At 63.0% G+C, this 23,875-nt stretch carries 19 protein-coding genes and 1 pseudogene; 13 read left to right on the top strand and 7 right to left on the bottom strand.

Features of this window, described 5'->3' with window-relative positions; genetic code table 11:
• Positions 1 to 18 precede the first annotated feature (18 nt).
• Positions 19 to 1,185, top strand: coding sequence for a right-handed parallel beta-helix repeat-containing protein (locus M0D65_RS12610; protein ID WP_266252922.1), 1,167 nt, complete (start codon positions 19 to 21; stop codon positions 1,183 to 1,185).
• A gap of 22 nt (positions 1,186 to 1,207) precedes the next feature.
• Here the strand turns inward: M0D65_RS12610 and M0D65_RS12605 are convergent, their stop codons facing one another.
• Positions 1,208 to 1,921, bottom strand: a complete 714-nt coding sequence (locus M0D65_RS12605) for an autoinducer binding domain-containing protein (RefSeq protein WP_091014523.1) — start codon at positions 1,919 to 1,921, stop codon at positions 1,208 to 1,210.
• A 270-nt stretch (positions 1,922 to 2,191) separates the two neighbouring features.
• Here M0D65_RS12605 and M0D65_RS12600 point away from each other — a divergent pair, with 270 nt between their 5' ends.
• The 3 genes from M0D65_RS12600 (at position 2,192) to M0D65_RS12590 (ending at position 5,687) form a co-directional block, all read left to right on the top strand.
• Positions 2,192 to 3,583: an amidase gene (locus tag M0D65_RS12600; protein ID WP_266252921.1), complete on the top strand. Its 1,392-nt coding sequence runs from the start codon at positions 2,192 to 2,194 to the stop codon at positions 3,581 to 3,583.
• Positions 3,584 to 3,640: 57 nt separating this feature from the next.
• Positions 3,641 to 4,957, top strand: a complete 1,317-nt coding sequence (locus M0D65_RS12595) for an MFS transporter (protein WP_266252920.1) — start codon at positions 3,641 to 3,643, stop codon at positions 4,955 to 4,957.
• A gap of 91 nt (positions 4,958 to 5,048) precedes the next feature.
• Positions 5,049 to 5,687, top strand: coding sequence for a VC0807 family protein (locus M0D65_RS12590; RefSeq protein WP_266252919.1), 639 nt, complete (start codon positions 5,049 to 5,051; stop codon positions 5,685 to 5,687).
• A gap of 31 nt (positions 5,688 to 5,718) precedes the next feature.
• Here the strand turns inward: M0D65_RS12590 and M0D65_RS12585 are convergent, their stop codons facing one another.
• The 3 genes from M0D65_RS12585 to M0D65_RS12575 all read right to left on the bottom strand — a co-directional run bounded on the left by M0D65_RS12585 (position 5,719) and on the right by M0D65_RS12575 (position 8,965).
• Positions 5,719 to 6,342 carry a LysE/ArgO family amino acid transporter gene (locus M0D65_RS12585; protein ID WP_266252918.1) on the bottom strand — a complete coding sequence of 208 codons (624 nt, stop codon included), beginning with the start codon at positions 6,340 to 6,342 and terminating at the stop codon, positions 5,719 to 5,721.
• A 92-nt stretch (positions 6,343 to 6,434) separates the two neighbouring features.
• A complete protein-coding gene (locus M0D65_RS12580) occupies positions 6,435 to 7,868 on the bottom strand; it encodes a nicotinate phosphoribosyltransferase (protein ID WP_266252917.1) in 1,434 nt (477 codons plus the stop codon).
• Positions 7,869 to 7,927: 59 nt separating this feature from the next.
• Positions 7,928 to 8,965, bottom strand: coding sequence for a bifunctional nicotinamide-nucleotide adenylyltransferase/Nudix hydroxylase (locus tag M0D65_RS12575; protein ID WP_266252916.1), 1,038 nt, complete (start codon positions 8,963 to 8,965; stop codon positions 7,928 to 7,930).
• Positions 8,966 to 9,219: 254 nt separating this feature from the next.
• Here M0D65_RS12575 and M0D65_RS12570 point away from each other — a divergent pair, with 254 nt between their 5' ends.
• The 3 genes from M0D65_RS12570 (at position 9,220) to M0D65_RS12560 (ending at position 11,955) form a co-directional block, all read left to right on the top strand.
• Positions 9,220 to 9,603 carry a DUF488 domain-containing protein gene (locus M0D65_RS12570; protein WP_266252915.1) on the top strand — a complete coding sequence of 128 codons (384 nt, stop codon included), beginning with the start codon at positions 9,220 to 9,222 and terminating at the stop codon, positions 9,601 to 9,603.
• A 50-nt stretch (positions 9,604 to 9,653) separates the two neighbouring features.
• Entirely contained in the window at positions 9,654 to 10,280 is a 627-nt protein-coding gene (locus M0D65_RS12565) for a TetR/AcrR family transcriptional regulator (protein WP_266252914.1), read from the top strand.
• An 88-nt stretch (positions 10,281 to 10,368) separates the two neighbouring features.
• The gene (locus M0D65_RS12560; protein ID WP_266252913.1) at positions 10,369 to 11,955 is read left to right on the top strand and encodes a Na+/H+ antiporter; all 1,587 of its coding nucleotides are present in this window, start codon (positions 10,369 to 10,371) and stop codon (positions 11,953 to 11,955) included.
• A 25-nt stretch (positions 11,956 to 11,980) separates the two neighbouring features.
• Here M0D65_RS12560 and M0D65_RS12555 read toward each other — a convergent pair whose 3' ends face one another.
• A complete protein-coding gene (locus M0D65_RS12555; protein WP_266252912.1) occupies positions 11,981 to 12,700 on the bottom strand; it encodes a TetR/AcrR family transcriptional regulator in 720 nt (239 codons plus the stop codon).
• Positions 12,701 to 13,131: 431 nt separating this feature from the next.
• Between M0D65_RS12555 and M0D65_RS12550 the strand changes: the two genes are divergently transcribed.
• From M0D65_RS12550 to hydA, 5 genes are all read left to right on the top strand, one after another.
• Positions 13,132 to 14,397: a Zn-dependent hydrolase gene (locus M0D65_RS12550; RefSeq protein WP_266252911.1), complete on the top strand. Its 1,266-nt coding sequence runs from the start codon at positions 13,132 to 13,134 to the stop codon at positions 14,395 to 14,397.
• A gap of 151 nt (positions 14,398 to 14,548) precedes the next feature.
• Positions 14,549 to 15,916 carry an NAD(P)-dependent oxidoreductase gene (locus M0D65_RS12545; RefSeq protein WP_266252909.1) on the top strand — a complete coding sequence of 456 codons (1,368 nt, stop codon included), beginning with the start codon at positions 14,549 to 14,551 and terminating at the stop codon, positions 15,914 to 15,916.
• A gap of 92 nt (positions 15,917 to 16,008) precedes the next feature.
• Positions 16,009 to 17,304, top strand: coding sequence for an NAD-dependent dihydropyrimidine dehydrogenase subunit PreA (gene preA / locus M0D65_RS12540; protein WP_266252908.1), 1,296 nt, complete (start codon positions 16,009 to 16,011; stop codon positions 17,302 to 17,304).
• A 172-nt stretch (positions 17,305 to 17,476) separates the two neighbouring features.
• On the top strand, positions 17,477 to 18,988 hold the full coding sequence (locus M0D65_RS12535; RefSeq protein ID WP_266252907.1) for an NCS1 family nucleobase:cation symporter-1: 1,512 nt from the start codon (positions 17,477 to 17,479) through the stop codon (positions 18,986 to 18,988).
• 27 nt (positions 18,989 to 19,015) lie between these two features.
• Positions 19,016 to 20,482 (top strand): dihydropyrimidinase, encoded by a 1,467-nt coding sequence (hydA, locus tag M0D65_RS12530; protein ID WP_266252906.1) that lies wholly within the window; start codon positions 19,016 to 19,018, stop codon positions 20,480 to 20,482.
• Between the two features lie 22 nt (positions 20,483 to 20,504).
• On the opposite strand, the gene M0D65_RS12525 is transcribed toward hydA, so the two are convergent.
• The gene (locus M0D65_RS12525; protein WP_266252905.1) at positions 20,505 to 21,032 is read right to left on the bottom strand and encodes a GNAT family N-acetyltransferase; all 528 of its coding nucleotides are present in this window, start codon (positions 21,030 to 21,032) and stop codon (positions 20,505 to 20,507) included.
• A gap of 340 nt (positions 21,033 to 21,372) precedes the next feature.
• Here M0D65_RS12525 and M0D65_RS12520 point away from each other — a divergent pair.
• Positions 21,373 to 22,467 (top strand): annotated as a pseudogene (locus M0D65_RS12520) (Rieske 2Fe-2S domain-containing protein); the annotation flags it as partial.
• Positions 22,468 to 22,767: 300 nt separating this feature from the next.
• Here the strand turns inward: M0D65_RS12520 and M0D65_RS12515 are convergent.
• Positions 22,768 to 23,871 (bottom strand): porin, encoded by a 1,104-nt coding sequence (locus M0D65_RS12515; protein ID WP_266252903.1) that lies wholly within the window; start codon positions 23,869 to 23,871, stop codon positions 22,768 to 22,770.
• Between the last annotated feature and the right edge of the window lie 4 nt (positions 23,872 to 23,875).

Below are 23,875 nucleotides of genomic sequence, written 5' to 3'. Positions count from 1 at the left end.
TCGTCGAGGAGGCGTGATATGAGAATCGAACTGATGCGTGTCGTATCGACGGCATTTATGCTGTGGGCATGTGTGGGTTGCAGTGGTGACGGGCCTGGTTCGTCGAGCAGATCGACTGCGCTGTCCGCGGCTAATGCGTCTTCTGATGTCGCGATGCAGAAAGCCGCGTCGAGTGCTTCGAGCAGCACACCCGGTGCGCAAACCGGCACGCCGATCTCACAGCCTTCAGGTTCGATCAACGTCGCGAGCTATGGCGCAGTGGGCGATGGGAACACCGACAATACGGGTGCGTTGCAGAACGCCTTCAATGCAGCGGCGTCATCGCATCAGTCGGTCTACATTCCTGCCGGCACGTATAACCACAGCGGGACGTTGTCGCTAAACGGTGTGAACGTAACGGGCGCGGGGAGCCAGACGGTATTGCGCGCGACCAATCCCGACGAGGAAGCGATCAAGCTCGGCAGCAATTCGACGTTAGCGAACATCGAGACTTCCACGCGGGCGCTCGATCGTAGCTCGCAGCCCGACGCTGCCGCGATCGACGTAACCGGATCGAACGATGGCGTCAGCTACGTCACGACACTCGGCGCAGCGTCGAATGGCATTCGCCTCGACGGCGCGACAGGGGCGACGATCAGCAGCAATCTCGTCGAAGGAACCAATGCGGACGGTATTGCGTTGATGAACGGCTCCTTGAACAACTTCGTCGCGAGTAACGAGGTCTATCAGGCCGGCGACGATTCGTTCTCGGACGATTCATATACCTTCGATAGCAGGCAGGATTCCGGCAACGTATTCAGCCACGACTTCGCGCTGGCGAATGCCTACGGGCGCGGATTCGCCCTGATGGGTCCGACTGGCGATACGATCGAGAACTCAGTCACGGACGGCTCTCAATGGATGGGTATCGTGGTCGGCACCGATTCGAATAGCAGGACCATGAACGGCTCGAACGACACAGTCTCGAACAATCTCATCGTGAATGCCAAAGGCGACGCCGTAGACGTCATGAACCCTGGCGGTTCATTGAGCCAGAGCGGTGCCGGTATGAACATCTGGGGCAACAGTACGAGCGGTTCGGAAGCGTCGGTGTTTGGCTTCACACCGGCGACGAATCTCGTCGACCGTTACTCGATCACCAGCTACCAGCCCGGAACAGGAGATGGTTCCCATAACGGTTCTTAAGCTGGCACGATCCCGTCGCCAGTCAAAGAATGCCTAAGACCGTGGCCCGAATCACTGCCTGGACTTTATTCGTCACATCGAGTTTTGCGAGGATATTGCCGATGTGAAAGTTCACCGTCCGGGTGCCCACGCCGATGATCAACGCGACTTCGGCGGCTGTCTTGCCGAGCGCGGTCCACTTGAGCACTTCCAGTTCGCGCGAGGAGAGCCTGGTGTCGATCGGGGCGTGCCGGCGTCCGGGCCTGTTTAGTCGCGCACGAATGAGACTGCTGACCCACGCCAGATAGGGCGAGACCGAGGCGAATTCGGCAGCGCTAACGGGATCCGATTCCCGTGCAACGGTGAGCAAACCAAACATGGCGAGCCTGTCCCACGAAGGGTGGGCGAGTCCATGTTTCAAGCCAAAATCCGCAGCATCGTCCCATAGCCGGTCGCCACCAGCAGGTCGTGCCTCGGCCCATGAGATCGTGGTCGATCGTTTCATGGCGAGCGAGACCGATGAATCTATTTCGATGTATTCCTCGGCCAGGTAATGCGACATCCAGCCAGACGGATAACTATCGAGCACTTCGACACTGCGGCTGCCCGGCAAATTTCTTGTTTTAACGCCGTAGGCCCAATAACGAAAGCCGAGTTTGACGGCAATCTCGTCGAGCATTTTGATGACCTGATCTTTATTGTCCGCAGCATCCAGCCTCGCGAACAGATCGATCCATGTCGATGGTTGCAGGGTCATGCGTGAGATTCCCGATCTATGCTTGCCGGATAACGGATAGATGCGCGCAGGGATACACGGGTAGAGGCAACCGTGCTGTCGACTCTACCAGTTGCTATCTGCAGATGCAGCGGGAATTCGGAGTGAACGATTACAGGTGTAATTAACGCGCCATACCGCGCACTAAAAAACGGGGCTTCGCATTGAATAACCGCGATAAAAAAGAGAGCCTTGCTACGAAAAGAGACATCGCGCAGACTTCTGGAGAAATGCCGATCGGAGTTCGAGAACATGCCAGAGTTATACGATCTAACGGCCGTCGCGCTTGCCCAGCGCTTTAGCGAGCGCAGCCTGACACCGGCCGATTACGCCGAGGCGCTACTTGGCCATATCGCGCGTTGGGAGCCGCATATCAATGCGCTGTACCGCTTCGATCCGCAACGTGTTCGTACTCAGGCGGCGGCTGCTACGCAACGCTGGGCAGCAGGCAGACCGCTTAGCCCAATAGATGGGATTCCGGTAACGATCAAGGAATTGATTGCCACTGAAGGCGATCCGGTACCGCAAGGCTCGGCTGCAACGGTGTTAACGCCTGCTACGGTAGACGCGCCGATCGCGATGCGTTTGCGCGAAGCCGGCGCGGTCTTGATCGGCAAAACGACCAACCCGGATTACGGCATGCTGACGTCGGGAATGTCGAGCATGCACGGACTCACACGGAACCCGTGGCGACTGACCATGAACCCGGGCGGCTCGAGCAGCGGTGCCGCTGCTGCGGCAGCGGCGAGCTATGGACCATTCCACGTCGGCACCGACATCGGCGGCTCGATCAGGTTGCCGGCCGGATTGTGCGGTCTCGTCGGATTGAAGCCATCGCATGGCCGCGTCCCGATCGACCCGTACTACATCGGGCGCTGCGCGGGTCCGATGACCCGGACCATCGACGACTGCGCGCTGCTGATGCAATTCCTGTCCCTCCCGGACTCGCGCGATGCGACCAGCCTGCCGTACGAAGCGATCGACTGGAAAATCGACGCGGCGGACGTTCGTGGCATGCGCATCGGGCTGATGCTGGTGGCAGGTTGCGGGCTCGCGCCCGAAGCCGAGGTGGTGGCGGCAGTACAAGCCGCCGCCGAGTTGTTTGCTCAACACGGTGCCGTGATCGTTCCGGTTGCGCCGGTGCTCAATCGCGAGATGCTCGACGGAATCGACCGCTTTTTTCAGGCCCGGTTGCTCGGCGATCTGGAAAAACTGCCGGAAGATCGGCGCGCGCGAATACTGCCGTACATACTCGAATGGGCGGGACAGGGCGCGGCCGTTTCCGGTGTCGAGGCAATCCGCAGCTTCAATCGAACCTTCGAGATTCGCGCCGCCGCGGCCCGGCCGTTCCACGACGTGGACGCTATCTTGTCACCGGTCAACCCGATAAGCAGTTTCCCCGCGGAATGGGCCAGCCCAGTCAACGATCCGCTACGTCCGTTCGAGCACATCGGCTTTACCTTGCCCTGGAACATGGGCGAACAACCGGCGCTCTCGATCAACTGCGGGTACGCGTCGAACGACATGCCCATCGGCCTGCAGATCGTCGGCCCACGTTTCGCAGACCGGTTGGTGCTGCAGATCGGCAAGGCATACGAAAACTGGCGCGGAGCAATGCCGCGCTGGCCCGTGCCACCCGCTTGAGCGCGTCGTCGATGTGTAGCGAAGCTCCGCGTCGTTGTTTCCCGATGAAGGATGCCCATGGAAAACACGCTTCGACCCGCGATGACCGAAACCGGTAGCGTGGTGTCCCGCACGGATGCGCGTCGCAGCGTGGTAGCGGTTGCGCTCGGTAACGCGGTCGAATTCTTCGACTTTGGCACTTACGCGACTTTCGCCGTGATGATCGGACACGCGTTCTTCCCGACCAAGAGCGCGTTCATGAGCCTGTTGTTGTCGGTCTCGGTGTTCGGGCTCGGCTTTATCGTGCGACCGCTCGGTGCGGTACTGATCGGCGCCTATGCGGATCGCGCGGGTCGCAAGCCGGCCATGATGCTGACGCTGCTGATGATGACCGTCGGCACCGGCGCAATCGCCGTGCTGCCTGGTTACGAATCGATTGGTATGGCGGCGCCGATCCTGCTCGTGTGTACGCGGCTCGTGCAAGGTCTCGCGTGGGGCGGTGAGGCGGGGCCCGCCACCACCTATCTGCTCGAGGCCGCACCCGTCGAGCGGCGCGGCACGTACGCTTGCTGGCAGGTTGCGACTCAAGGGTTCGCGGCGGTCGCGGCCGGGCTCACGGGATTTGTGCTGACGATGCTGCTGTCGGAATCGCAACTGTATTCGTGGGGGTGGCGTGTGCCTTTCGTGTTCGGATTGCTGGTGCTGCCTATTGGCATCTATATTCGTCGCCGCCTGTCGGACACCATCGACGCACACGGTGCCCCTGCCTCGACACGCGAGATCCTGCGCGAACTGAATACGCAGCATCGCCGCCCGATCGTCATCGGTCTTTTGATTCTGCTCGGCAGCACGATTACGCAGTACTTCCTCAACTACATGACGACGTTTGCGCTGACCGAACTGCATTTGCCGGGCAGCATCGCGATGCTCGCGACGTTAACGACGGGCGCTACGCTTGCAGCAGGGTGTCTCGTGGGAGGGCGTCTTTCCGATTCGATCGGACGCAAACCGGTGTTGATCTGGCCGCGCGTGCTGCTGCTTCTGCTGATTTTTCCGGCACTGCATCTGATCGTGTCCCAACCGACACCCGCGGTATTTCTGATCACGCTTGCGGTGCTTTCCGCGCTGCATGGCATGAGCGGCGCTGCACTGATCATTCTGATCGCCGAGAGTTTTCCGACGCGAGTTCGCTCGACCGGTTTTTCGATTGTCTATGCCGTTGCGGTGTCGCTGTTCGGCGGTACGGCGCAAAGCATTATTACGTGGCTGATCGGGGCCACCGGCAATCCGATGGCGCCGACCGGGTATTTGCTCGTCACGACTGCGATCTGCATAGGAGCGGGGATGATGGCAAACGAAACTGCGCCGATCCGGCGCGGTGCTGCAAGCATCTGACGCAACGGCGTTGTTGAACTCGCAGCGACACGTGCCGCACGGCTTTCGGGCACGGCGCTAACGTTGTCTTCCAGAGCAGCACACGGGACTTATGAAGAACCCATTGCGTTATCTGTCCGCGCTGGGCGTCAACCTGGTCTTGCCGTGGCTTGCGTACCACCTCGCGTTTCCGCATTGGGGATACGTCGGCGCGCTGGTCGCGTCGGCGGTGCCGCTACTCGCGTGGATCACGTGGGATCTGGTGCGCCTGCGGCATTTCGATGCGTTGAGTGCGGTCGTGCTGGCGGGCATCGCGCTGTCTCTGCTGGCGATGGCTTTCGTCGACTGGCCGGCCATGCATGCCGCGGGCGACCCGATGGTGTCCGGCATGATCGGCGTGGCGTTTCTGGTTTCTCTGCTGCTACCCCGGCCGATGGTGTACTACCTGGCACGCTCGACGTTTGCGCGCGAAAGTGCAAACGGGGCGATCCGCTTCGAGCGGCGCTGGCGCGAGCGACCCGAACTTGCAGGAATGATCCGACACATGACGATCGTCTGGGGCGTTGGACTGATCGTCGAAAACGTTATGAGAAGCTGGGTCGCATTGACATGGACCGACCCGCAGCGCGCGGCGATCGCGTCGGCGCTGATCCGCTATGTCGTCTTTGGCGGGCTCATGCTCTGGACGATCTGGCAGCGGCGATCGTATCGGCGCAGCGTGCAACAGCGCGCGGGCGAACTGGACGACTAGACCGTGCAACGAGCACGCACTGACCGCGGGGCTACTGCAAGCGCGCCGTAGCCAGATGCACGGCCATGCCGAACATCATCACAGCGACAAACGCATCGAGTGCCCGCCACGCGATAGCACTAGAAAATAGCCGGCGAAAAGCGTGCGAAAAACTCGTCAAACCGCAGAACCAGACAAACGACGCGACGATCGCACCGAGCATGAACGGCCAGCGAGCGTCCCCCGGCTTGCTCGCCGCAATCGAGCCGACCACGAGCACGGTATCGACCCACGCATAAGGATTGAGCAGCGAGACAGCGGACGTGGCGATTAGCGTTTGCAGAAATGCATTGCGTGGCAGCGTAACGTCGCCGCCGGCATGATGTTGGCCGGCAATAGCCGCGCGCAGCGCAAGCAACCCATGGCAGACGAGATAGCCGATGCCGCTCCACAGGGCGACAGATAGCAGGAGCGGATGGCGGGTGAGCAGTGCGGAGAAACCGCCGGCACCGAGTGCGATCAGCAGTGCATCACTGCCCGCACAGACCGCCACGATAAGCAGTAGATGCCGGCCCGCCAGCGAACGTCTGATGACGAACGCGTCTTTCGGACCCACCGAGGTGAACAGGCCGGCGCCAAGCAGCAGTCCTTCGACAAAAGCAGAGGTGTCTAACATGAATCATGCCGACAACCTCTCAAGCTGGACCGGAACCGTTAAGTTGCTTGCCACTATAGGGGGAGTCCGCACGGATTGCAATTGAGGCGATCTCAGCCTTCGTCCGCATGCGCGCGAGCACGCACCTCGGCAAACTTCGCATCGACGAGCAACCGGCCCGCTTCGAACACCGTGACAAGCGCGTCTTCCCAGTCGTCCTCCATCCGCCTGTCGTCCCACGCGAGCGGCAATTCAACGCTCCGGTACTCGCCGGTGCGGCGGTGGCGCAATAGCGTCAGCCGACCCTTCTTCGAGCGCTTGCTCGCATCGGTCACGGGGTCCTTGCAGACGCCGTGCCACGTATCGCCGAGTCGGACGGCGGAGCATTTCATCGCGAAGCGCTGTGTGTCGCGATCGACTTGCTGCAACAGCGCGCCGCCCATGCCGAAGACGAGGTTGTCGGCGGCATAGCCGGCATCGTCGAGCGCGCTGAGAATCGCTTCGATCGATGTAGCGTTGACGCCGTCGCCCTGGATCACACGAACGTGATTGAGCACGCGCCGCGCCTTGCTGTTTAGCGTCGAGCCGAACGTGGCATCGAGCGCGCGGACGGTGGCGAGCACGATCGTGAGCGGATCGCCGGAGTCGGGGCGGATGACGAGCGTGGCGCCCGATTCGATGACATCCTGCTTGAGCTGCGTGCCCCACATGTCGAGTGCGGCGAACAGATCGTACGAGTCGGACACGACCGAGACGATCGTGCCTTCGCGGCCGAACTGCCGCAGCATGTTGCGATACGCATCTACCTCGCGCGACCGGCCCCAGGATGTGATCGTGCTGTGCTCGGCGGCGGGCACCGAGAACGCGGCCATTGGTTCGTTGTAGTAGCGATTCGCGGCGACCACACCGAGCACCGTATCCGAACCCATGAAGCTAACCAGATGCGCCGCCCCGCCGATCGCCGCCGACTCCGCACTCGACACACCACGCGCGCCGAAGTCATGCAGCTTGAACGGCAGTTGCGAAAGATCGTCGCTGGTTTTAGCGAGGAAACCGCGAATCGTTTGCCGCAGATGCCAGCTCTGCGTCGCTACGGTAATGGGATACCAGACGCGCAGCAGCATCGTCTCGAGATACGACGCGAGCCAGAACACGGCCGGATCGTCGCATTCGACGGTAACGAGCACGTTATGCGTCGGCACCACCGATCCTTCGGCGACCGCCCGAATCCGCACCGGCAGATAGCCATCGTATTGCTTCACGATGTGGCGCCAGCCTGCTTCGTTAAACGGTTCACCGTGCGCGGCGAAGAAGGTCTTCGCTTCGTCGATCATCTCGTTCGTGATCGGACGGCACAGATATTCTTTCAGCAGCATTTGCAGGCCGAAAAACAGCGTGCGCTCATACCGTCCGCCGCGCGATTCGATGTACGAAAACATCGCGGACGCTTCGGGCGGGTATTGAAGAAAGTGGGACGCCTTGTACGAATCCGTGTTGAGGATCGGATTGAACAGGATCGACGCGAGACTGCCGGTAGTGGCTTGCATGGCTAGAGCTCCTCTAGGCCGTTGATGTACCGCCGGGTCTATCCCGACGGGTGAATGAATCAGAGTTTCCCGAGAAAGTGATACGCGATGTCGAAGTGATCTTCGAACATGACGTTGCGCATGCGCGCGAACACGTTGAGCGGTACCCAGCGCGCCTTGTCCGCATCGTCGCCGCCCTTCACGCGCGGCAGGTCGCCGACCGGAAAACTGAACAGGAACGCATGTGTGATCGTGCGGCCGCGCAACGAGCGCTGCGGATGATCGAATACCTGACGGTCTTTGAGCGAGCCGCGAATCACGGGCTCCGGCAGCTTGAGGCCGGTTTCTTCCCGTAGCTCGCGAACGCACGCGGTTTCGAGCCGCTCGTCTTGATTGACGAAGCCGCCGGGCAATGCCCACAACCCGCGTCCCGGTTCGCTGCGCCGGCGCACGAGCAGGATGTGGCCCGAGTGCACGACGAGCGCATCGACGGTGACGAAGGTGACCGGGTAGGGCGCTGCGGCCCATGCCTTGCGATATGCGGCGATGAACTCCGCTTCCGCTTTCAGCTGCGCGAATTCTGGCTGGGTGCGGAACTGTTCGAGCCACTCGAACACCGGTGCGGGCACGGCCCACGAAACAAAACTGTTGCTGCGCTCCGCAAGCAACTGTTCGCGCACTTCCGTTGCCGAGATGTCTTCGGATGCGTCGACTTCGACCAGTTCCCACTGCGGGAACATCCGCAGGTAGTACGACGAGCCGTCTTTCTCGTGACCGATCAGCCCGATCTTCGCGCTGCTCGCGTCGCCGAGTTCGGTAGCGACGGCATCCTGTACCCAGCGGACCCAGTCGCTATCGTTGTAGGTCGAATCCTGCACCGGCGAAATGATGACGCACTCGCGTTCGCTGTCCGTGAGCACGGAGGTGATCATCTGACGGCGTTCGTCGAAGGAAAAGGGATCTTTGATCGTGCGCGGCCGATCGGTCGAACCGATCAGGACGCAGACCCGCGTCGCGAGACTCAACGCGCGCCGCAGTACTTCGACGTGACCGCGATGCAAGGGTTGAAACCGACCGATGAAAACGAGCGCATCGAAGCGCCTGGACAACGTGCTCATGAGGCTCCCTCAAGAGATTGGCGGCTGCAGGTCTGTCCTTTAGCCGTATCGGCATGATAGTGCGCCGATGTGCGGATGGTCAATGTGCGCTTTAGAGCCTTCTCTTTAGAGGGTTTTCTGACAGATCCGTGAACATGCTCGTCTATGCGGCGCACGTGTGCGGATTGCGATCGCGCATAAAGCCGGCTACTGTCGCACGATAGGCCATCGCCCGGCGGCGAGGGATCGCCTCCCGATCACAAGGAAACCAGCGTATGAGCATCAGCATCGTCCGGTTAGGTTCGCCACGCGCCCCGGCAGAAGGCGTACGCATCGGCACCGTGCGGCGGCCGCCGCGCGGCGTGCCGAAAAGCGAGTTCGGTTCGCGGAACTACTACGACGTCTGGCTGCCGATCCTCTCACCCAGCCCGTCATTGGTGGCCGACGCGAAAGCGGCGGAGGACGCCGCCGCCTGGAAGGTCTTCACGCGAAAATTCCGCGCAGAGATGGAAGGCGACGCCGGCAAGGTACTGGACCTGCTCGCGGTACTCTCGCACACCGCACATTTCTCGATCGGTTGTTACTGCGAGCACGAAGATCACTGCCATCGCGGCGTTCTTCGCCAGATGCTTGCGGAGCGGGGCGCGTCGATCGTGTGATGTACAGGATCGTTACGTGCCTGCCGTATATTCAAACCCCGCATCCGACCATGACACCAAAGCCTCTGGAAAACCCGCTCTCACCCCGCAAGGCGCCTCTGCAGCGCCGCGCCGCGGCAACCGTCGACGCGATCATCGAAGCCGCCGCCCGCATTCTGGAGACGCAAGGCCCCAGCGGCTACACGACCAACGCGGTGGCGGAGCGCGCGGGCGTCAGCATCGGTTCGCTGTATCAGTACTTCCCGAATCGCGAGGCGTTGACCGCGGCGTTGATCGAGCGCGAAACCGGCACGTTGCTCGAACAGGCCCGCAGTGCGGCTGCCGAGCCGACCTGCGCGGCAGTCCTCGGCGCCCTGATCGACGCGGCGATTGCGCATCAGATGCGCCGACCGGCGCTCGCTCGCGTGATCGATTTCGAGGAACGTCGTTTGCCGCTCGGCGACCGCAACCTGCATGTGGCGCAGCAACTGCATCGGGTGATCGTCGAAGCGCTCGGTCGACCCGATGCGCCCGCCATTACGGATCGCGAAACCGCGGCGCAGGACGTGCTCGCGCTTGCACACGGCATCAACGATGTCGCCGGCGAGCGCATGGAAACCGATGCGCAGTCGCTGCGCGAGCGCGTGTGGATCGCGGTGCGCGGCTATCTGGTGGGCATGGCGGAGATTGGGCGTTGAACGGGCATCGTGCATGGCCACCACGCTCTAATGACGAATACGGCGTAACGCGACCGCATACGATCTTTCTTTTCTAACAGGCGCTTCCATGTCTTCTGTACTGGCATTCAAGCTGGTGTTGCTGTCGCTGATTGCGATCATCGTCCTCGAACTCGTCGCGAAGCGCCTGCGCCTGCCGCCCGCCGCCGCGCTACTGGTCGGCGGCGCTGCGATGGCGTTTATACCCGGCCTGCCGCCGGTGAACCTCGATCCGGATCTCGTCCTGATCGTGTTCCTGCCGCCGCTGCTGATGGACGGCGCGTACTTCTCCGTATGGGACGATTTCAAGCGCAACCTGAGCGGCATCCTGCTGCTCGCAGTCGGTGCCGTGGCGTTTACGACGTTCGCGGTCGGCGTCGTCGCGCACTGGGCCGCACCTGGCTTGCCGTGGGCGGCATGCTTTGCGCTCGGGGCGATCGTTTCGCCGCCCGATGCGGTCGCCGCCAAGGCCGTGCTCGAACGGGTCGCGTTGCCGCGCCAGTTGATGGTGCTGCTCGAAGGCGAGAGTCTGCTCAACGACGCGGCCGGGCTCGTGCTGTTTCGTTTCGCGGTCGCCGCAGCGCTGACCGGCGCGTTCAGCATCGAGCACGCGACGCTGAGTTTTGCGACGCTCGCGGTGGGCGGCGTCGCGGTCGGATGGATCGTCGGGATGCTGGTCGTGCTACTCGTGCGCGTACTCGACGACGATTACCTCATCATCATTGCATCGGTGATGGCGGGATGGTGCAGCTATATCGCGGGCGACCTGGCCGGGGTATCCGGTGTCATCGCCACCGTGACCTGCGGGATGGTGCTCGGCTGGCATCAGCACGAAGTGTTCTCGGCGGCAGTGCGCACGCGTGGCACCGCATTCTGGCAGGTCATCGTGTTTCTGCTCGAAGCGCTGGTGTTCGTGTTGATCGGGCTGTCGCTGCGCGGCGTGATGGTGCGCCTGGGCGGGATCGGCGACGTGATGGCCGCCTTTGCGCCCGCGGTCGGCGCGGTACTCGGCGCAGTCGTCCTGTCGCGCTTCGTCTGGGTGTTCGGCGTCGATGCGCTGCGCGCGCTGTTGCCACGCATCGTACGGCGCGTCCCGCGTGCCTTCGAATGGCGTGCGGCGACGGTCGTGAGCTGGGCCGGCATGCGCGGGGTCGTGACACTCGCCATTGCGTTGTCGCTGCCGGAAGCGATGCCGGGCCGCGACCTGATTCTGGTGGCCGCATTCGCGGTCATTCTCGTGACCGTGTTGTTGCAGGGCACGACGATCGGTCCGTTGATTCGCCTCGTCGGTCTCACAGGCGGCGACGCGCGAGCCGCGCATCATCTGACGGAAACAGGGGCATGGGCGCGGCTCGAAGCCGCGCAGCTCGCTGCGATCCTGCCGCTCGTGCACGCACCGGACGGCACCGTGATTCACCCACGGTTGCTCGAGCAGTACAGCTATCGCGCGCGCATTACCGCCGAGCACCGGGACGAAGAGGCGTATCCCTCCGAGGCGCGCAGTGCGCACTACGATGTGGTGCTGGCGGCGGTTGCCGCCGGTCGCGCGGAACTGTTGCGTATGCATCGAGCGGGCATCGTGCACGATGAAATGCTGCATACGCTCGAACACGATCTGGACTTGCAGGAGGTGGCCGCGCGGCATGCGCGCGGTTAGCGTCGATTGTCGGTGAGTTGTTGCGTTAGTCGCGGCGCGTGCCTGAATCTGCCGCCGCACCCGCCGCATCCCGTGGACTCGCCCCGCACGCCCGCAGCACGAGCGCGACGACTTCTTCCGTCGTCGCCTCGAACGCTTTCTTCGACAGCGCGCGCTTGCCCGCCAGTGCCTGGATCTGTGCGTCGAAATCGGCGAAGTGCTGCGTCAGCGCCCAGATCGTAAACAGAAACGTGCGTGCATCGACGCGCGCAAGCAGGCCACGTTCGATCCAGTCGTCGATCATCGTGATGCGGGTTTCCATCCACGGCTTCACGCGATCCGTCAGGATGTCCTGCATGTGCGTCGCACCATGGATGATCTCGTTCGCCCACACCTTCGAACCAAGCGGCCGCCGGCGCGACAGCGCCATCTTCGCGCGGACGTAGCCGGCAATCGCGTCGGCGGGATCGTCGCTGCTCTCGAACGTATCGGCCGCACGATGCCATTCTTCGAACACATCTTCGAGCACGCGCCGGTACAGGTCGAGCTTGGTCGGGAAGTAGTAGTGCAGGTTGGCTTTGGGCAGCCCTGCGCGCTCCGCGATCATCGCAGTGCTCGCGCCGTCGAGACCGCGTTCCGCGAAAACCGCTTCCGCACACGCGAGCAGATGCGCTTCGTTGCTGTGACGGATGTGTGCCTTGCGTCGCCTCGGCGGCGTGCTGGCTTCGGGTTCGGCCGCCACGGCGGGCGTGTCGTCGCTTTTCATTGTCGGTTCTCGTTCGGCGGGTCGCCTGATCGCGCCTCGGTAGCGCCTCATTGTAGCCACATTGCCGCGCTGCACGTTTGCCTCGCGCGATGACCGCGCACACTACCCAGGGTTTCTGCTATATCGCAATGGCATACTTTTCGCTCACAAAGAAGTCATTGAAATATAGGCGTTAATCGTATAAAACCTGTCCATTCGGACAGGATTAGAGCAGCAACAGCAGAGAAGCGAAAGCAGGGTTTGCATCGTTGCACCGGCTACGGGCGCGCAGCGCCAAAACCCGTCACGGATGCACTGGTTGCGCGCACTTGCGCACAGGTCGAATCATGGAACAAGGAAGACGCTGTAGAAGCGTCCGTCATCCCCACCCGTCGTGCGACGCACGGCGGCCTTCAATACGGATCGCCCGATCCGGATGAGGAGTGCATGCGATGAACGCAGTAACCGAAGCCGCGCTGGACGTGTCGATCAATGTGAACGGCCAGCGTCTGTGGGACAGCCTGATGACGGTGGCGAAGATCGGTGCTACGCCCAAAGGCGGTGTGTGCCGCCTGGCGCTGACCGATCTCGACCGCGAAGGGCGCGACCTGATCGTGAGCTGGGCCAAAGAGGCGGGCTGCACGGTCACAGTCGATCAGATGGGCAATGTGTTCATGCGCCGCGCGGGGCGCGACGCTAACGCAACGCCGGTGATCACCGGTTCGCATGCGGACTCGCAGCCCACAGGTGGGCGCTTCGACGGTATCTACGGCGTGCTTGGCGGGCTCGAAGTGATCCGCAGCCTGAACGATCGCGGCATCGAAACCGAACGTCCCGTAGAAGTCGTGATCTGGACCAACGAAGAAGGCTCGCGCTTCGCGCCGGCCATGGTTGCCTCGGGGGTATTCGCCGGAGTATTCACGCTCGACTACGGGCTCTCGCGCAAGGACGTCGACGGCAAGACGATCGGCGAGGAACTGCAGCGCATCGGTTATGCGGGCGCCGTGCCGTGCGGCGGCCGTCCGATCCACGCCGCGTTCGAACTGCATATCGAGCAGGGGCCGATACTCGAAGCCGAACACAAGACCATTGGCGTCGTGACTGACGCGCAAGGCCAGCGCTGGTACGAGATCGTGCTGACTGGACAGGAAGCGCATGCGGGCCCGACGCCGATGCCGCGCCGCCGCGATGCGCTGCTCGGTGCGGCGCGCGTAGTGGATCTGGTGAACCGGATCGGTCTGAACCACGCGCCGCTCGCCTGCGCGACGGTCGGCATGATGCAGGTCCATCCGAATTCGCGCAACGTAATTCCGGGCCGGGTATTTTTCACCGTCGACTTCCGTCATCCGGAAGACACCGTGCTCGCGCAGATGGATGCGGAACTGCGCGAAGGTGTCGCGAAGATTGCGGGCGCCATCGGCCTCGAAACACAGCTCGAACAGATCTTCTATTACGCGCCGATCGCCTTCGATGCCGCCTGCGTGAAATCCGTGCGCAACGCAGCGGAGCGCTTTGGCTATCCGAATCGCGACATCGTGTCGGGTGCGGGCCACGACGCGTGCTACCTGTCGAAGGTTGCGCCCACATCGATGGTGTTCGTGCCGTGTGTCGATGGCATCAGTCACAACGAAATCGAAGACGCGACGCTCGAATGGATCGAGGCCGGCGCGAACGTGCTGCTGCACGCGATGCTGGAACGCGCACGCGAGCCCGCGTAGTGATGGTGTGGTGAGCGCGCGGTCGCGAGGTGGGTCCCATTGCGCCGCGTGAGAAATAAAAGATTGTGAGCAACCCTTGTCGGACAAACCGGTCCTCGTACTGCAAGGCCGGCGATTTTCATTCGCCTCTCTTTTACGAAACGGAGTGTGCATGGCTATCAAGGAAACCGGCGACATCGCCGCCGGCCGTCTGCCCGCCGACCAGTTGGCCTGCCAGTTCAGCGACGTCGCACCGCTGCTCGATGCACAGGCGGCTGCCGTCGCGGCCAGTCGCTGTCACTACTGCTATGACGCGCCGTGCGTCCAGGCTTGCCCGACGCAGATCGACATTCCCAGTTTCATCCGCAAGATCGGCAACGGCAACCTGAAGGGCGCCGCGAGCGACATTCTCTCTGCAAATCCACTCGGTGGCATGTGCGCGCGCGTGTGCCCGACCGAGATCCTGTGCGAAGGAGCCTGTGTGCGTAATCATCAAGACGGCGATCCGGTTGCGATCGGTGCGCTGCAACGCCATGCCACCGACTGGGCCATGGCAAGCGGCGTATCGCTGTTCCACCGCGCGGCGCAGACCGGTCGCCGCGTTGCGGTGGTCGGTGCCGGTCCGGCCGGGCTTGCCTGCGCGCATCGTCTGGCGCTGGCCGGACACAGCGTGACGCTGTTCGATGCGCATGAGAAAGCGGGTGGCCTGAACGAATACGGCATCGCTGCGTACAAGACCGTGGACGATTTCGCGCAGCGCGAGGTGGCGTGGCTGCTGTCGATCGGTGGCATCGAATGGCGCGACGGTCATGCGCTCGGTCGCGAGCTGCATCTGGCGGAGTTGCGCAAGCAATACGACGCGGTGTTTATCGCAATCGGTCTCGCCGGGGTGAGGGCGCTGCAGATCGAAGGCGAGCGTTTTGCCGGCGTGTACGACGCGGTCGATTTCATCGCGCGGCTGCGCCAGGCCGACGATCTTGCGATGTTGCCGGTAGGCCGTCGCGTCGTCGTGATCGGCGGCGGCAACACAGCCGTCGATGCCGCGGTGCAGAGCCGCAAGCTCGGCGCGCAGAGCGTGACGATGGTGTACCGGCGCGGCGTCGACACGATGAGCGCGACGTGGGCCGAACGCGAATTCGCGCAGACCCAGGGCGTCGCATTGATCGTCAACGCCCGGCCGGTGCGTGTGCTCGGCAACGGTGCAGGTGTGACAGCAGTCGAGTTCGAACTGACCGGCAGCGACGCAGGCGCGCCCACGGGAACAGGCACAGGCGAACGCTTCATCGTCGCCGCCGACATGGTGCTGAAGGCGATTGGCCAGACGCTCATCGTGTCGGAACTCTCCGCAGACATTCTGACGCTCGACGGTACGCGTATTTCGGTGGACCAGGAGCGCAGAACCTCGTTGCCGGACGTATGGGCGGGCGGCGACTGCGCGGCCACCGGGCTCGACCTGACCGTGCAGGCAGTGCAGGACGGCAAGCTCGCGGCCGCGTCGATCGACCGGATGTTTGCGCGCACGGCGGCTCGAGCCGCTTAAGGTAGCTCTAGAGCAGGACGGTGCAACGGATCGCCAGACATCGCGGCATGCACCGGTTGCCGACATAAAAAGCTTTCCCCACGGAGCCGAATATGGCCGATCTTCGCTGCACGATAGCCGGCATCACCTCGCCGAATCCTTTCTGGCTCGCCTCCGCGCCGCCCACCGACAAGGCCTACAACGTCAACCGCGCCTTCGAAGCGGGCTGGGGCGGCGTGGTATGGAAGACGCTCGGTCTTGACCCGCACGTCGTCAACGTGAGTTCGCGCTACGGCGCGGTGCAGTGGAACGGCCAGCGCATCGCCGGGTTGAACAACATCGAACTGATCACCGACCGCCCGCTCGACGTGAACCTGCGCGAGATCGCCCAGGTGAAACGCGACTGGCCGGACCGCGCGATGATCGTCTCGCTGATGGTGCCGTGCAACGAGCGCGACTGGAAATGGATTCTGCCGCTCGTCGAGGACACGGGCGCCGATGCGGTGGAGCTGAACTTCGGCTGTCCACACGGGATGAGCGAGCGCGGCATGGGCGCCGCGGTGGGTCAGGTGCCCGAGTACGTGGAGATGGTGACGCGCTGGGTGAAGGAGGGCACGCGGCTGCCGTGCCTCGTGAAGCTCACGCCGAATATCAGCGACATCCGGCTCGGTTCGCGGGCTGCTTTCAAGGGCGGCGCGGATGGTGTGTCGTTGATCAACACGATCAATTCGATCGTCGCCGTCGATCTCGACCAGATGGCACCGATGCCGACCGTCGACGGCAAGGGCACGCACGGTGGCTACTGCGGCCCGGCGGTCAAGCCGATTGCGCTGAACATGGTCGCTGAAATCGCCCGCGATGCGGAGACACCTAACCTGCCCATTTCCGGCATCGGCGGAATTACGACGTGGCGCGATGCCGCGGAATTCATCGTACTCGGCGCCGGTAGCGTGCAGGTTTGCACGGCGGCGATGCATTACGGCTTTCGCATCGTGTCCGATCTCGTCGACGGCCTTGCGAACTGGATGGACGAAAAAGGCTACGCGACACTCGATGACATCCGTGGCCGCGCGGTACCGAATGTCACCGACTGGAAATACCTGAACCTGCAGTACGACATCAAGGCACGCATCGATCAGGACCGTTGCATCCAGTGCGGGCTGTGCCATATCGCCTGCGAAGACACGGCCCACCAGGCGATCCTGGCCGAGAAGGATGGCGTGCGGCACTTCGAAGTCGTCGACGAACACTGCGTCGGGTGCAATTTATGCATGCATGTGTGCCCGGTCGATGGTTGCATCACGATGGAGCGCGTCGACTCGGGCGCGTCGTCGAACTGGACCACGCATCCGAATAACCCGGCGCGCGTCACCGCCGACGGACAGACGGTCGCAGCGCACGCGGCCTGACTGCGTGTCGCAAGCTTCGATCGTGCTTTAAAGCGAGCGACGGACAAGCAGCACCAGGCCGCAGAGACAACAAAAGAACCGGCACCCAGACCGGCAATGAAAATGCAGCACGTGCACTCTGGACGCATCGCGACGACGAGGCGCCAGCCTTTCGACGATTGGAGAACTTTCAATGAATCAGTCCGCGGGAACCGGCGCTTCGCCGCTGCAGGCAGACGTTCACAGCAGTTCGCTCTACAACGACGACCTCGCGCCGACCGGCAGCGCGCAACGCACGTGGCGCTGGTATCACTTCGCGGCGCTGTGGGTCGGCATGGTGATGAACATCGCGTCGTACATGCTGGCCTCGGGCTTGACCGAGCAGGGCATGTCGCCGTGGCAGGCGGTGGCAACGGTGCTGCTCGGTAACCTGATCGTGCTCGTGCCGATGCTGCTGATCGGTCATGCGGGCGCGAAGCACGGCATTCCCTACGCGGTGCTGGTGCGTTCGTCGTTCGGCACGCAGGGAGCAAAACTACCGGCGTTGTTGCGGGCGATCGTCGCGTGTGGCTGGTACGGTATCCAGACGTGGCTCGGCGGTAGCGCGATCTATACGCTGCTCAACATTCTGACCGGCAACGCATTGCAGGGCGCAGCACTCCCTTTGATCGACATCTCGATCGGGCAGGCCGCGTGCTTTCTCGCGTTCTGGGCGCTGCAGATCTATTTCATCGTCAACGGTACTGACTCGATCCGCTGGCTCGAAAGCTGGTCCGCGCCGATCAAGGTCGTGATGTGTATCGCGCTCGTGTGGTGGGCGACCTCGAAGGCGGGCGGCGTCGGCTCGATGCTGTCGACACCGTCGCAGTTCGTCGCCGGCGGCAAGAAGGCCGGGATGTTCTGGGTCACGTTCTGGCCGAGCCTCACAGCGATGGTCGGGTTCTGGGCGACGCTCGCGCTGAACATTCCCGACTTCACGCGCTTCGCCAAAACACAGCGCGACCAGATGGTCGGCCAGGCGATCGGCTTGCCGCTGCCGATGGCGCTGCTGTCGGTGATCTCGGTGGTGGTCACGTCGGCGACCGTGGTGATCTACGGCAAGGCGATCTGGGACCCGATCGACCTGACGAGCCGCATGACCGGTATCGGTGTCGGCCTCGCGCTGATCATCCTGACGCTCGATACGATGTGCTGCAATCTCGCGGCCAACCTGGTCGGCCCGGCCTACGATTTTTCGAGCCTGTGGCCGAAGGGCATTTCGTATCGCACGGGCGGGATGATCACCGCGACTATCGCGATCGTGATGATGCCGTGGAAGATTCTCGCCACTACGCAGGGCTACATTTTCACGTGGCTGGTCGGTTACTCCGCGCTGCTCGGACCGGTGGCGGGCATCATGATGGTCGATTACTTCCTGATTCGCGGTACGCGGCTCGATCATCGCGAACTGTTCGACGAGCACGGCGAGTATGCGTATGTGGGCGGCTGGAACATCGCAGCGGTAGTTGCGCTCTTGATCGGCGTGCTGCCGAACTTGCCGGGCTTTCTGAACACCGCGTTTCCCGCCGCGTTTCCGAATGTGCCCGATGCGTTCAAAAGCGTCTATACGTATGCATGGTTTGTCGGGCTTGCGCTCGCGGCGCTCGTGTACGGTTTCTGGATGAAATTCGCGGGCAGCGGCAGCACGCGTATTGCGCGTGCGTAAATGAAACAGGAACCAGGAGACAGCAACATGGCAATCCTCATTCGCGGCGGCACCGTGGTGGACGCCAACCGCACGTGGCGCGCAGACGTCCTGTGTCACGGCAGTGCGGCAGGCGGCACGATCGCGCAGATCGGTCCCGACCTCGCGGCACCCGCGGGTGCCACGGTGATCGATGCGGGCGGCCAGTACGTGATGCCGGGCGGTATCGATCCGCACACGCACATGGAGTTGCCGTTCATGGGCACGAAGGCCAGCGACGACTTCTATACCGGCACGGCTGCGGGCCTCTCGGGCGGCACGACGAGCATCATCGATTTCGTGATTCCGTCGCCGCGTCAGCCGTTGATGGCTGCCTTCAACGAGTGGCGCGGCTGGGCCGAGAAGGCCGCGGCGGACTACGGCTTTCACGTTGCGGTGACGTGGTGGGACGAGTCAGTGCATCGCGACATGGGCACGCTCGTGCACGAACATGGCGTGTCGAGCTTCAAGCACTTCATGGCGTACAAGAACGCGATCATGGCCGACGACGGCATCCTCGTGAACAGTTTCGCGCGTGCGCTCGAACTCGGTGCGCTGCCGACCGTTCACGCGGAAAACGGCGAGCTTGTCTTCCGCTTGCAGAACGAACTGCTTGCGCGTGGTTTTACCGGGCCGGAGGCGCATCCGTTGTCGCGGCCGCCGGAAGTGGAAGGCGAAGCGGCGAACCGTGCAATTCGCATTGCGCAGGTGCTTGGCGTGCCGGTCTATATCGTGCACGTGTCGGCGAAGGATGCACTCGATGCGATCGTGCGCGCGCGCAGCGAAGGGCATCGCGTGTTCGGCGAAGTGCTCGCCGGCCATCTGGTGATCGACGAAGCGGTGTATCGCGATCCAGACTGGACCCGCGCGGCAGCCCACGTGATGAGCCCGCCGTTTCGCTCGAAGGAGCATCGCGATGCGTTGTGGCACGGCTTGCAGGCCGGCCACCTGCACACCACGGCCACCGATCACTGCGTGTTCTGCGCGTCGCAGAAGGCGATGGGGCGCGACGATTTCACGCGGATTCCGAACGGCTGCGGCGGCGTCGAAGACCGCATGTCGGTGCTCTGGCATCACGGCGTCAATGCAGGTCGCCTGACACCGAATGAGTTCGTCCGCGTGACGTCGACGAACGCCGCGCAGATCTTCAACCTGTATCCGCGCAAAGGCGCGATCGAGGAGGGCTCGGACGCGGACATCGTCGTGTGGGACCCGCAGGCGACGAAGACGATCTCGGTCAAGACGCATCACCAGAACGTCGACTTCAACGTGTTCGAAGGGATGCAGGTACAGGGGCTCGCGACACACACCGTAACGCGCGGCGAACTCGCGTGGGCCGATGGCGATCTGCGTGCGCAGCGCGGTGCGGGCCGCTATCTGAAGCGTCCGCCGAACCCGGCGTATTTCGACGCGGTGCGTGTGGCCAATCGGCGCAAGGAAGTCGAACCGGTGGTGCGCGAGCGGCAAGCGGGGTGAAATCGCTGTGTGGCTGTGTCGCCTATCGTGACGCAGCCACGCGGGCCGCCTTGAAGACGAGGCTCGGCGGCTGTCCGCTGATGTCGTCTATCTCGCCGATCCGGCGCATGCCGGCTTTTTCGAGCACGCGGATCGATGCGGCGTTGCCCGGCGAGACGACGGCCAGCACATCGGCGGATACCTTGCGATGGGCGAAGTCGATTGCGTCCTGCGCGAACTCGGTGGCGAGGCCGCGACCCCAGGCGGCCGTGGCGAAGCGATAACCGAGTTGCAGCCGCCCCGTGTAACCGCGCAACGGGCGCCAGAGCAAACCGCCAAACCCGATCACCGTGTCGGGCACGTCGGTTTCATGAATGGCCCAGTAGCCGAATCCATACTCGTCCCAGTGCGCAATCCATGCTTCGAGACGCGCCCGCGCCGCGCCGACATCGCGCATCGGCCCGGCCGGATTGAAGCGGCTGGTGGCGGGGTCGCCGAAGATCGCGAGTACGGTGGCGGCGTCGTCGGGCGACGGTTTTGTGAGGCGCAGCCGGGCGGTTTGTCTTTCCATGAGCGGGTTCGGAGCTATCGATTGCGTTCGTGCGCAGGGCGACATCGACCGCGCAGGATATCCACACGCTTGCGCTGCGATACGCGAGGGCAGGAATGCAAATCGGCCGTTGCAGGTCCAGAAATTGCTGGCACGTTGCCGACCATGATGCGTCGCAATGCCGCCTGTGGCAACGCTCGCGTCGCAACCGTTGCCCATATTGCGTTAAATGCCGGCCGAAACCCGGTGTAGACACCAGGCCCATGGCGCCGCAAGGTTCGAGTAAACTGTGCGGCGATGTCGACGTTCCGTTTGTGGCTTCGGCCAACCCAACTCCCCGTCGTGCAAGGAGGCATTACCCGTGCATGCAGTTCCCCCGCTGGAAGGCAGTGCAGTCGGTTCTGCCCCTGAAGTCCCCGAAGCGCCGGAAGCCCTCGAGCGCGATCTGCGCCGGGTCGATATCCACCCCGATTTCTGGTATCCGCTCGCCTGGTCGCGTGAGGTCAAGCGCGGCAAGGCGCATGGCGTGCGCTTCGCGGGTGAACCGATCGTGCTCGTGCGCACTGAATCCGGCGCCGTGTTTGCACTCGAAGACCGCTGCGCGCACCGCCAGGTGCCGCTGCACGGCGGCGTGGTCGACGGTGAATCGATTCGCTGCTGCTATCACGGCTGGACCTATGACTGCACCGGCCGCTGTATCGACGTCCCCTACCTCGGGCGCGAGCGTCTGCCGAACGGCGTGCGCTCGTATCCGTGCCGCGAAGTGGAAGGCCTGATCTTTGTCTTTCCCGGCAACGCCGCGCTCGCCGACACCGTTGCGCTTCCCGTAATGAACGCCGCAAGCGACCCCAAGTACAAGACACGACGCTTCGGCCGCGAAGTCGCGTGCCACTACTCGTTCATGCACGAGAACCTGATGGACATGAACCATCAGTTCCTGCATCGCAAGCAGATGGGGCAGATGCGCGCGCGCTCGCTCGGGCGGCGCCGCGGCGAAGGCTGGGTCGAAGTCGATTACACGTTCGCGCGGATGGAAGGCCAGCAGCCGGTCGGCGAGGCGATCATCTTCGGTCAGAGCCGGCAGGGTGCGTCGGGCAACGACAAGGACGTGATGACGATTCGCACCGAGTATCCGTACCAGACGCTGCGCATCGTCAATTCGTCGAAGACGGTGGTGATGGATCTGTGGATCGTCTATGTGCCGCTCGATGCCGAACAGCGCACGAATCGCACGTTCGGGTTGCTGTCGATACGCCGGCCGGGTGTCGGCGTGTTGCTCGATATCGCGTGGCCGTTGCTGGTGTGGTTCACCGAACGCATCTTCAAGGAAGACCGCTGGATCGTCGAGCGCGAGCAGGAAGCGCACGATCGCCAGGGCGCAGACTGGAATCACGAAGTCTTTCCGGTGATTAACGAACTACGTTCGCTACTGCGCGAAAGCGGTGCAGCGGAACGCGCTGCTGCGCCGACCGGACCATACCATCGGCGCATTCCGATCGAGGTCGTCACGTCAACCCAGCATGAAGCGGGTGCGAGACCGGTTCTGCGCACAGCTGCGGCAGCAACCGAAGTCCTGCAAGGCAGCGACGAATAAGCGGAGTAGGTGAGGTAGGCGCACTAGGCGAACCACAAGGGCCGAACCCGCAAGAGCCCACCTGCTGCGTCTGCTCAAAGTCACATGAAGTAATTATCGCAGCGCACGACGACCCCGTGCGCTGCGATCATCTCGCCAGCAAGACCCTCCGCTACGCTACGCTCAAAACCGCGTGCGAACTCCGACGCGCACCGCGGTCGATGAATTGCCGGTTCCCACATACGTGCCATTGACGAACACCGGCGCGGCCCCACCACCGAGAAACACCGGCGCCGCGCCGCCCGACGCGCGCAGATAGGTCGCGCTCGTATAGATATCGGTGCGCTTCGACAGCGCGTAGTCGAGCAGCAGCGTAGCGTTCTGCCAGCGCTGGTCCTCGAGCTTGCTGTACCAGTAGCCTGCAAGAACCGTAGTGGTAGGCGTGAGCTGCAGCACTTCGTTGATTTCGTAAGTCGGCATCGAGCCGTTGTCGTCGCGAACCCGGAAGTGGGTGTCGGTGAACAGAATGCGCGTGAGCGAGATGCCGTAGGTATAACTCGCGCCCGCACCGAACGTGCTCATGTTCGTCACGAGGGTCGGTCCGGCGGGCAGGTCCGCAAACAAGGTCGTGCCGGCCTGGGTTGGAGCGTTCAACCCCATGTCGTGGGTATTGGTGTACGCGAGACCGATATGCAACGGACCGTTGTCGTAGCGGGCACCGAACGCCATCACGCGCCCGGTACCCGCCGATACCGACTGCGACGGAAACGCATACAGCGCGCCCACCGTGAAGCCATAGAAGCTCGGCGAGCGATACTTCACCGCGTTGTTGATGTGCAGCGTGCCCGCGAGGTGATCGAAGTCGCCGGGGTGCCACGAGTACTGGCCCGCATACTGACCCATCGCGAACTGCGTGAGGTTGTCCCAGAAGAAGTCGTACTGTTTGCCGAACGTCAACGTACCGCGCCGGTTGTCGGCGAGACCGAGCCAGGCCTGGCGGCTAAACAGCACGCCCGACTGCACCATCGTGCCGCTGTACAGATTGAAGCCGTTTTCGAGTGTGAAGATCGCTCGCGTTCCGCCGCCGAGATCTTCGGTGCCTGTCAGGCCCCAGCGGTTCGACTGGATCGAGCCGTCGTTCGCGACGAACGCCGAGTGACCGTTCAGGTTGCTGAAATACGTGAGCCCCGCGTCGATGATCCCGTACATCGTCACGCTGCTCTGCGCGTGCGCCGTCTGAGCGGCGCACGCGGCGAACAACGCACTGCAAACAAGCATCTTCTTCATCGTG

Source organism: Paraburkholderia sp. CHISQ3 (assembly GCF_030464945.1).
GTDB lineage: Bacteria > Pseudomonadota > Gammaproteobacteria > Burkholderiales > Burkholderiaceae > Paraburkholderia > Paraburkholderia megapolitana.
The sequence above is the reverse complement of the archived record's forward strand: the minus strand, read 5'-3'. Positions and strand labels throughout refer to the sequence as shown.

What these genes read in the sequence shown, in the direction of transcription:
- M0D65_RS12535 (WP_266252907.1), top strand. Translation starts at nt 17,477, where the DNA reads ATGAATCAGTCCGCGGGAACCGGCGCTTCGCCGCTGCAGGCAGACGTT.
- M0D65_RS12525 (WP_266252905.1), bottom strand. Translation starts at nt 21,032, where the DNA reads ATGGAAAGACAAACCGCCCGGCTGCGCCTCACAAAACCGTCGCCCGAC.
- M0D65_RS12580 (WP_266252917.1), bottom strand. Translation starts at nt 7,868, where the DNA reads ATGCAAGCCACTACCGGCAGTCTCGCGTCGATCCTGTTCAATCCGATC.
- M0D65_RS12565 (WP_266252914.1), top strand. Translation starts at nt 9,654, where the DNA reads ATGACACCAAAGCCTCTGGAAAACCCGCTCTCACCCCGCAAGGCGCCT.
- M0D65_RS12550 (WP_266252911.1), top strand. Translation starts at nt 13,132, where the DNA reads ATGAACGCAGTAACCGAAGCCGCGCTGGACGTGTCGATCAATGTGAAC.
- M0D65_RS12545 (WP_266252909.1), top strand. Translation starts at nt 14,549, where the DNA reads ATGGCTATCAAGGAAACCGGCGACATCGCCGCCGGCCGTCTGCCCGCC.
- M0D65_RS12555 (WP_266252912.1), bottom strand. Translation starts at nt 12,700, where the DNA reads ATGAAAAGCGACGACACGCCCGCCGTGGCGGCCGAACCCGAAGCCAGC.
- hydA (WP_266252906.1), top strand. Translation starts at nt 19,016, where the DNA reads ATGGCAATCCTCATTCGCGGCGGCACCGTGGTGGACGCCAACCGCACG.
- M0D65_RS12610 (WP_266252922.1), top strand. Translation starts at nt 19, where the DNA reads ATGAGAATCGAACTGATGCGTGTCGTATCGACGGCATTTATGCTGTGG.
- M0D65_RS12595 (WP_266252920.1), top strand. Translation starts at nt 3,641, where the DNA reads ATGGAAAACACGCTTCGACCCGCGATGACCGAAACCGGTAGCGTGGTG.
- M0D65_RS12590 (WP_266252919.1), top strand. Translation starts at nt 5,049, where the DNA reads ATGAAGAACCCATTGCGTTATCTGTCCGCGCTGGGCGTCAACCTGGTC.
- M0D65_RS12560 (WP_266252913.1), top strand. Translation starts at nt 10,369, where the DNA reads ATGTCTTCTGTACTGGCATTCAAGCTGGTGTTGCTGTCGCTGATTGCG.
- M0D65_RS12515 (WP_266252903.1), bottom strand. Translation starts at nt 23,871, where the DNA reads ATGAAGAAGATGCTTGTTTGCAGTGCGTTGTTCGCCGCGTGCGCCGCT.
- M0D65_RS12605 (WP_091014523.1), bottom strand. Translation starts at nt 1,921, where the DNA reads ATGACCCTGCAACCATCGACATGGATCGATCTGTTCGCGAGGCTGGAT.
- M0D65_RS12585 (WP_266252918.1), bottom strand. Translation starts at nt 6,342, where the DNA reads ATGTTAGACACCTCTGCTTTTGTCGAAGGACTGCTGCTTGGCGCCGGC.
- preA (WP_266252908.1), top strand. Translation starts at nt 16,009, where the DNA reads ATGGCCGATCTTCGCTGCACGATAGCCGGCATCACCTCGCCGAATCCT.
- M0D65_RS12570 (WP_266252915.1), top strand. Translation starts at nt 9,220, where the DNA reads ATGAGCATCAGCATCGTCCGGTTAGGTTCGCCACGCGCCCCGGCAGAA.
- M0D65_RS12600 (WP_266252921.1), top strand. Translation starts at nt 2,192, where the DNA reads ATGCCAGAGTTATACGATCTAACGGCCGTCGCGCTTGCCCAGCGCTTT.
- M0D65_RS12575 (WP_266252916.1), bottom strand. Translation starts at nt 8,965, where the DNA reads ATGAGCACGTTGTCCAGGCGCTTCGATGCGCTCGTTTTCATCGGTCGG.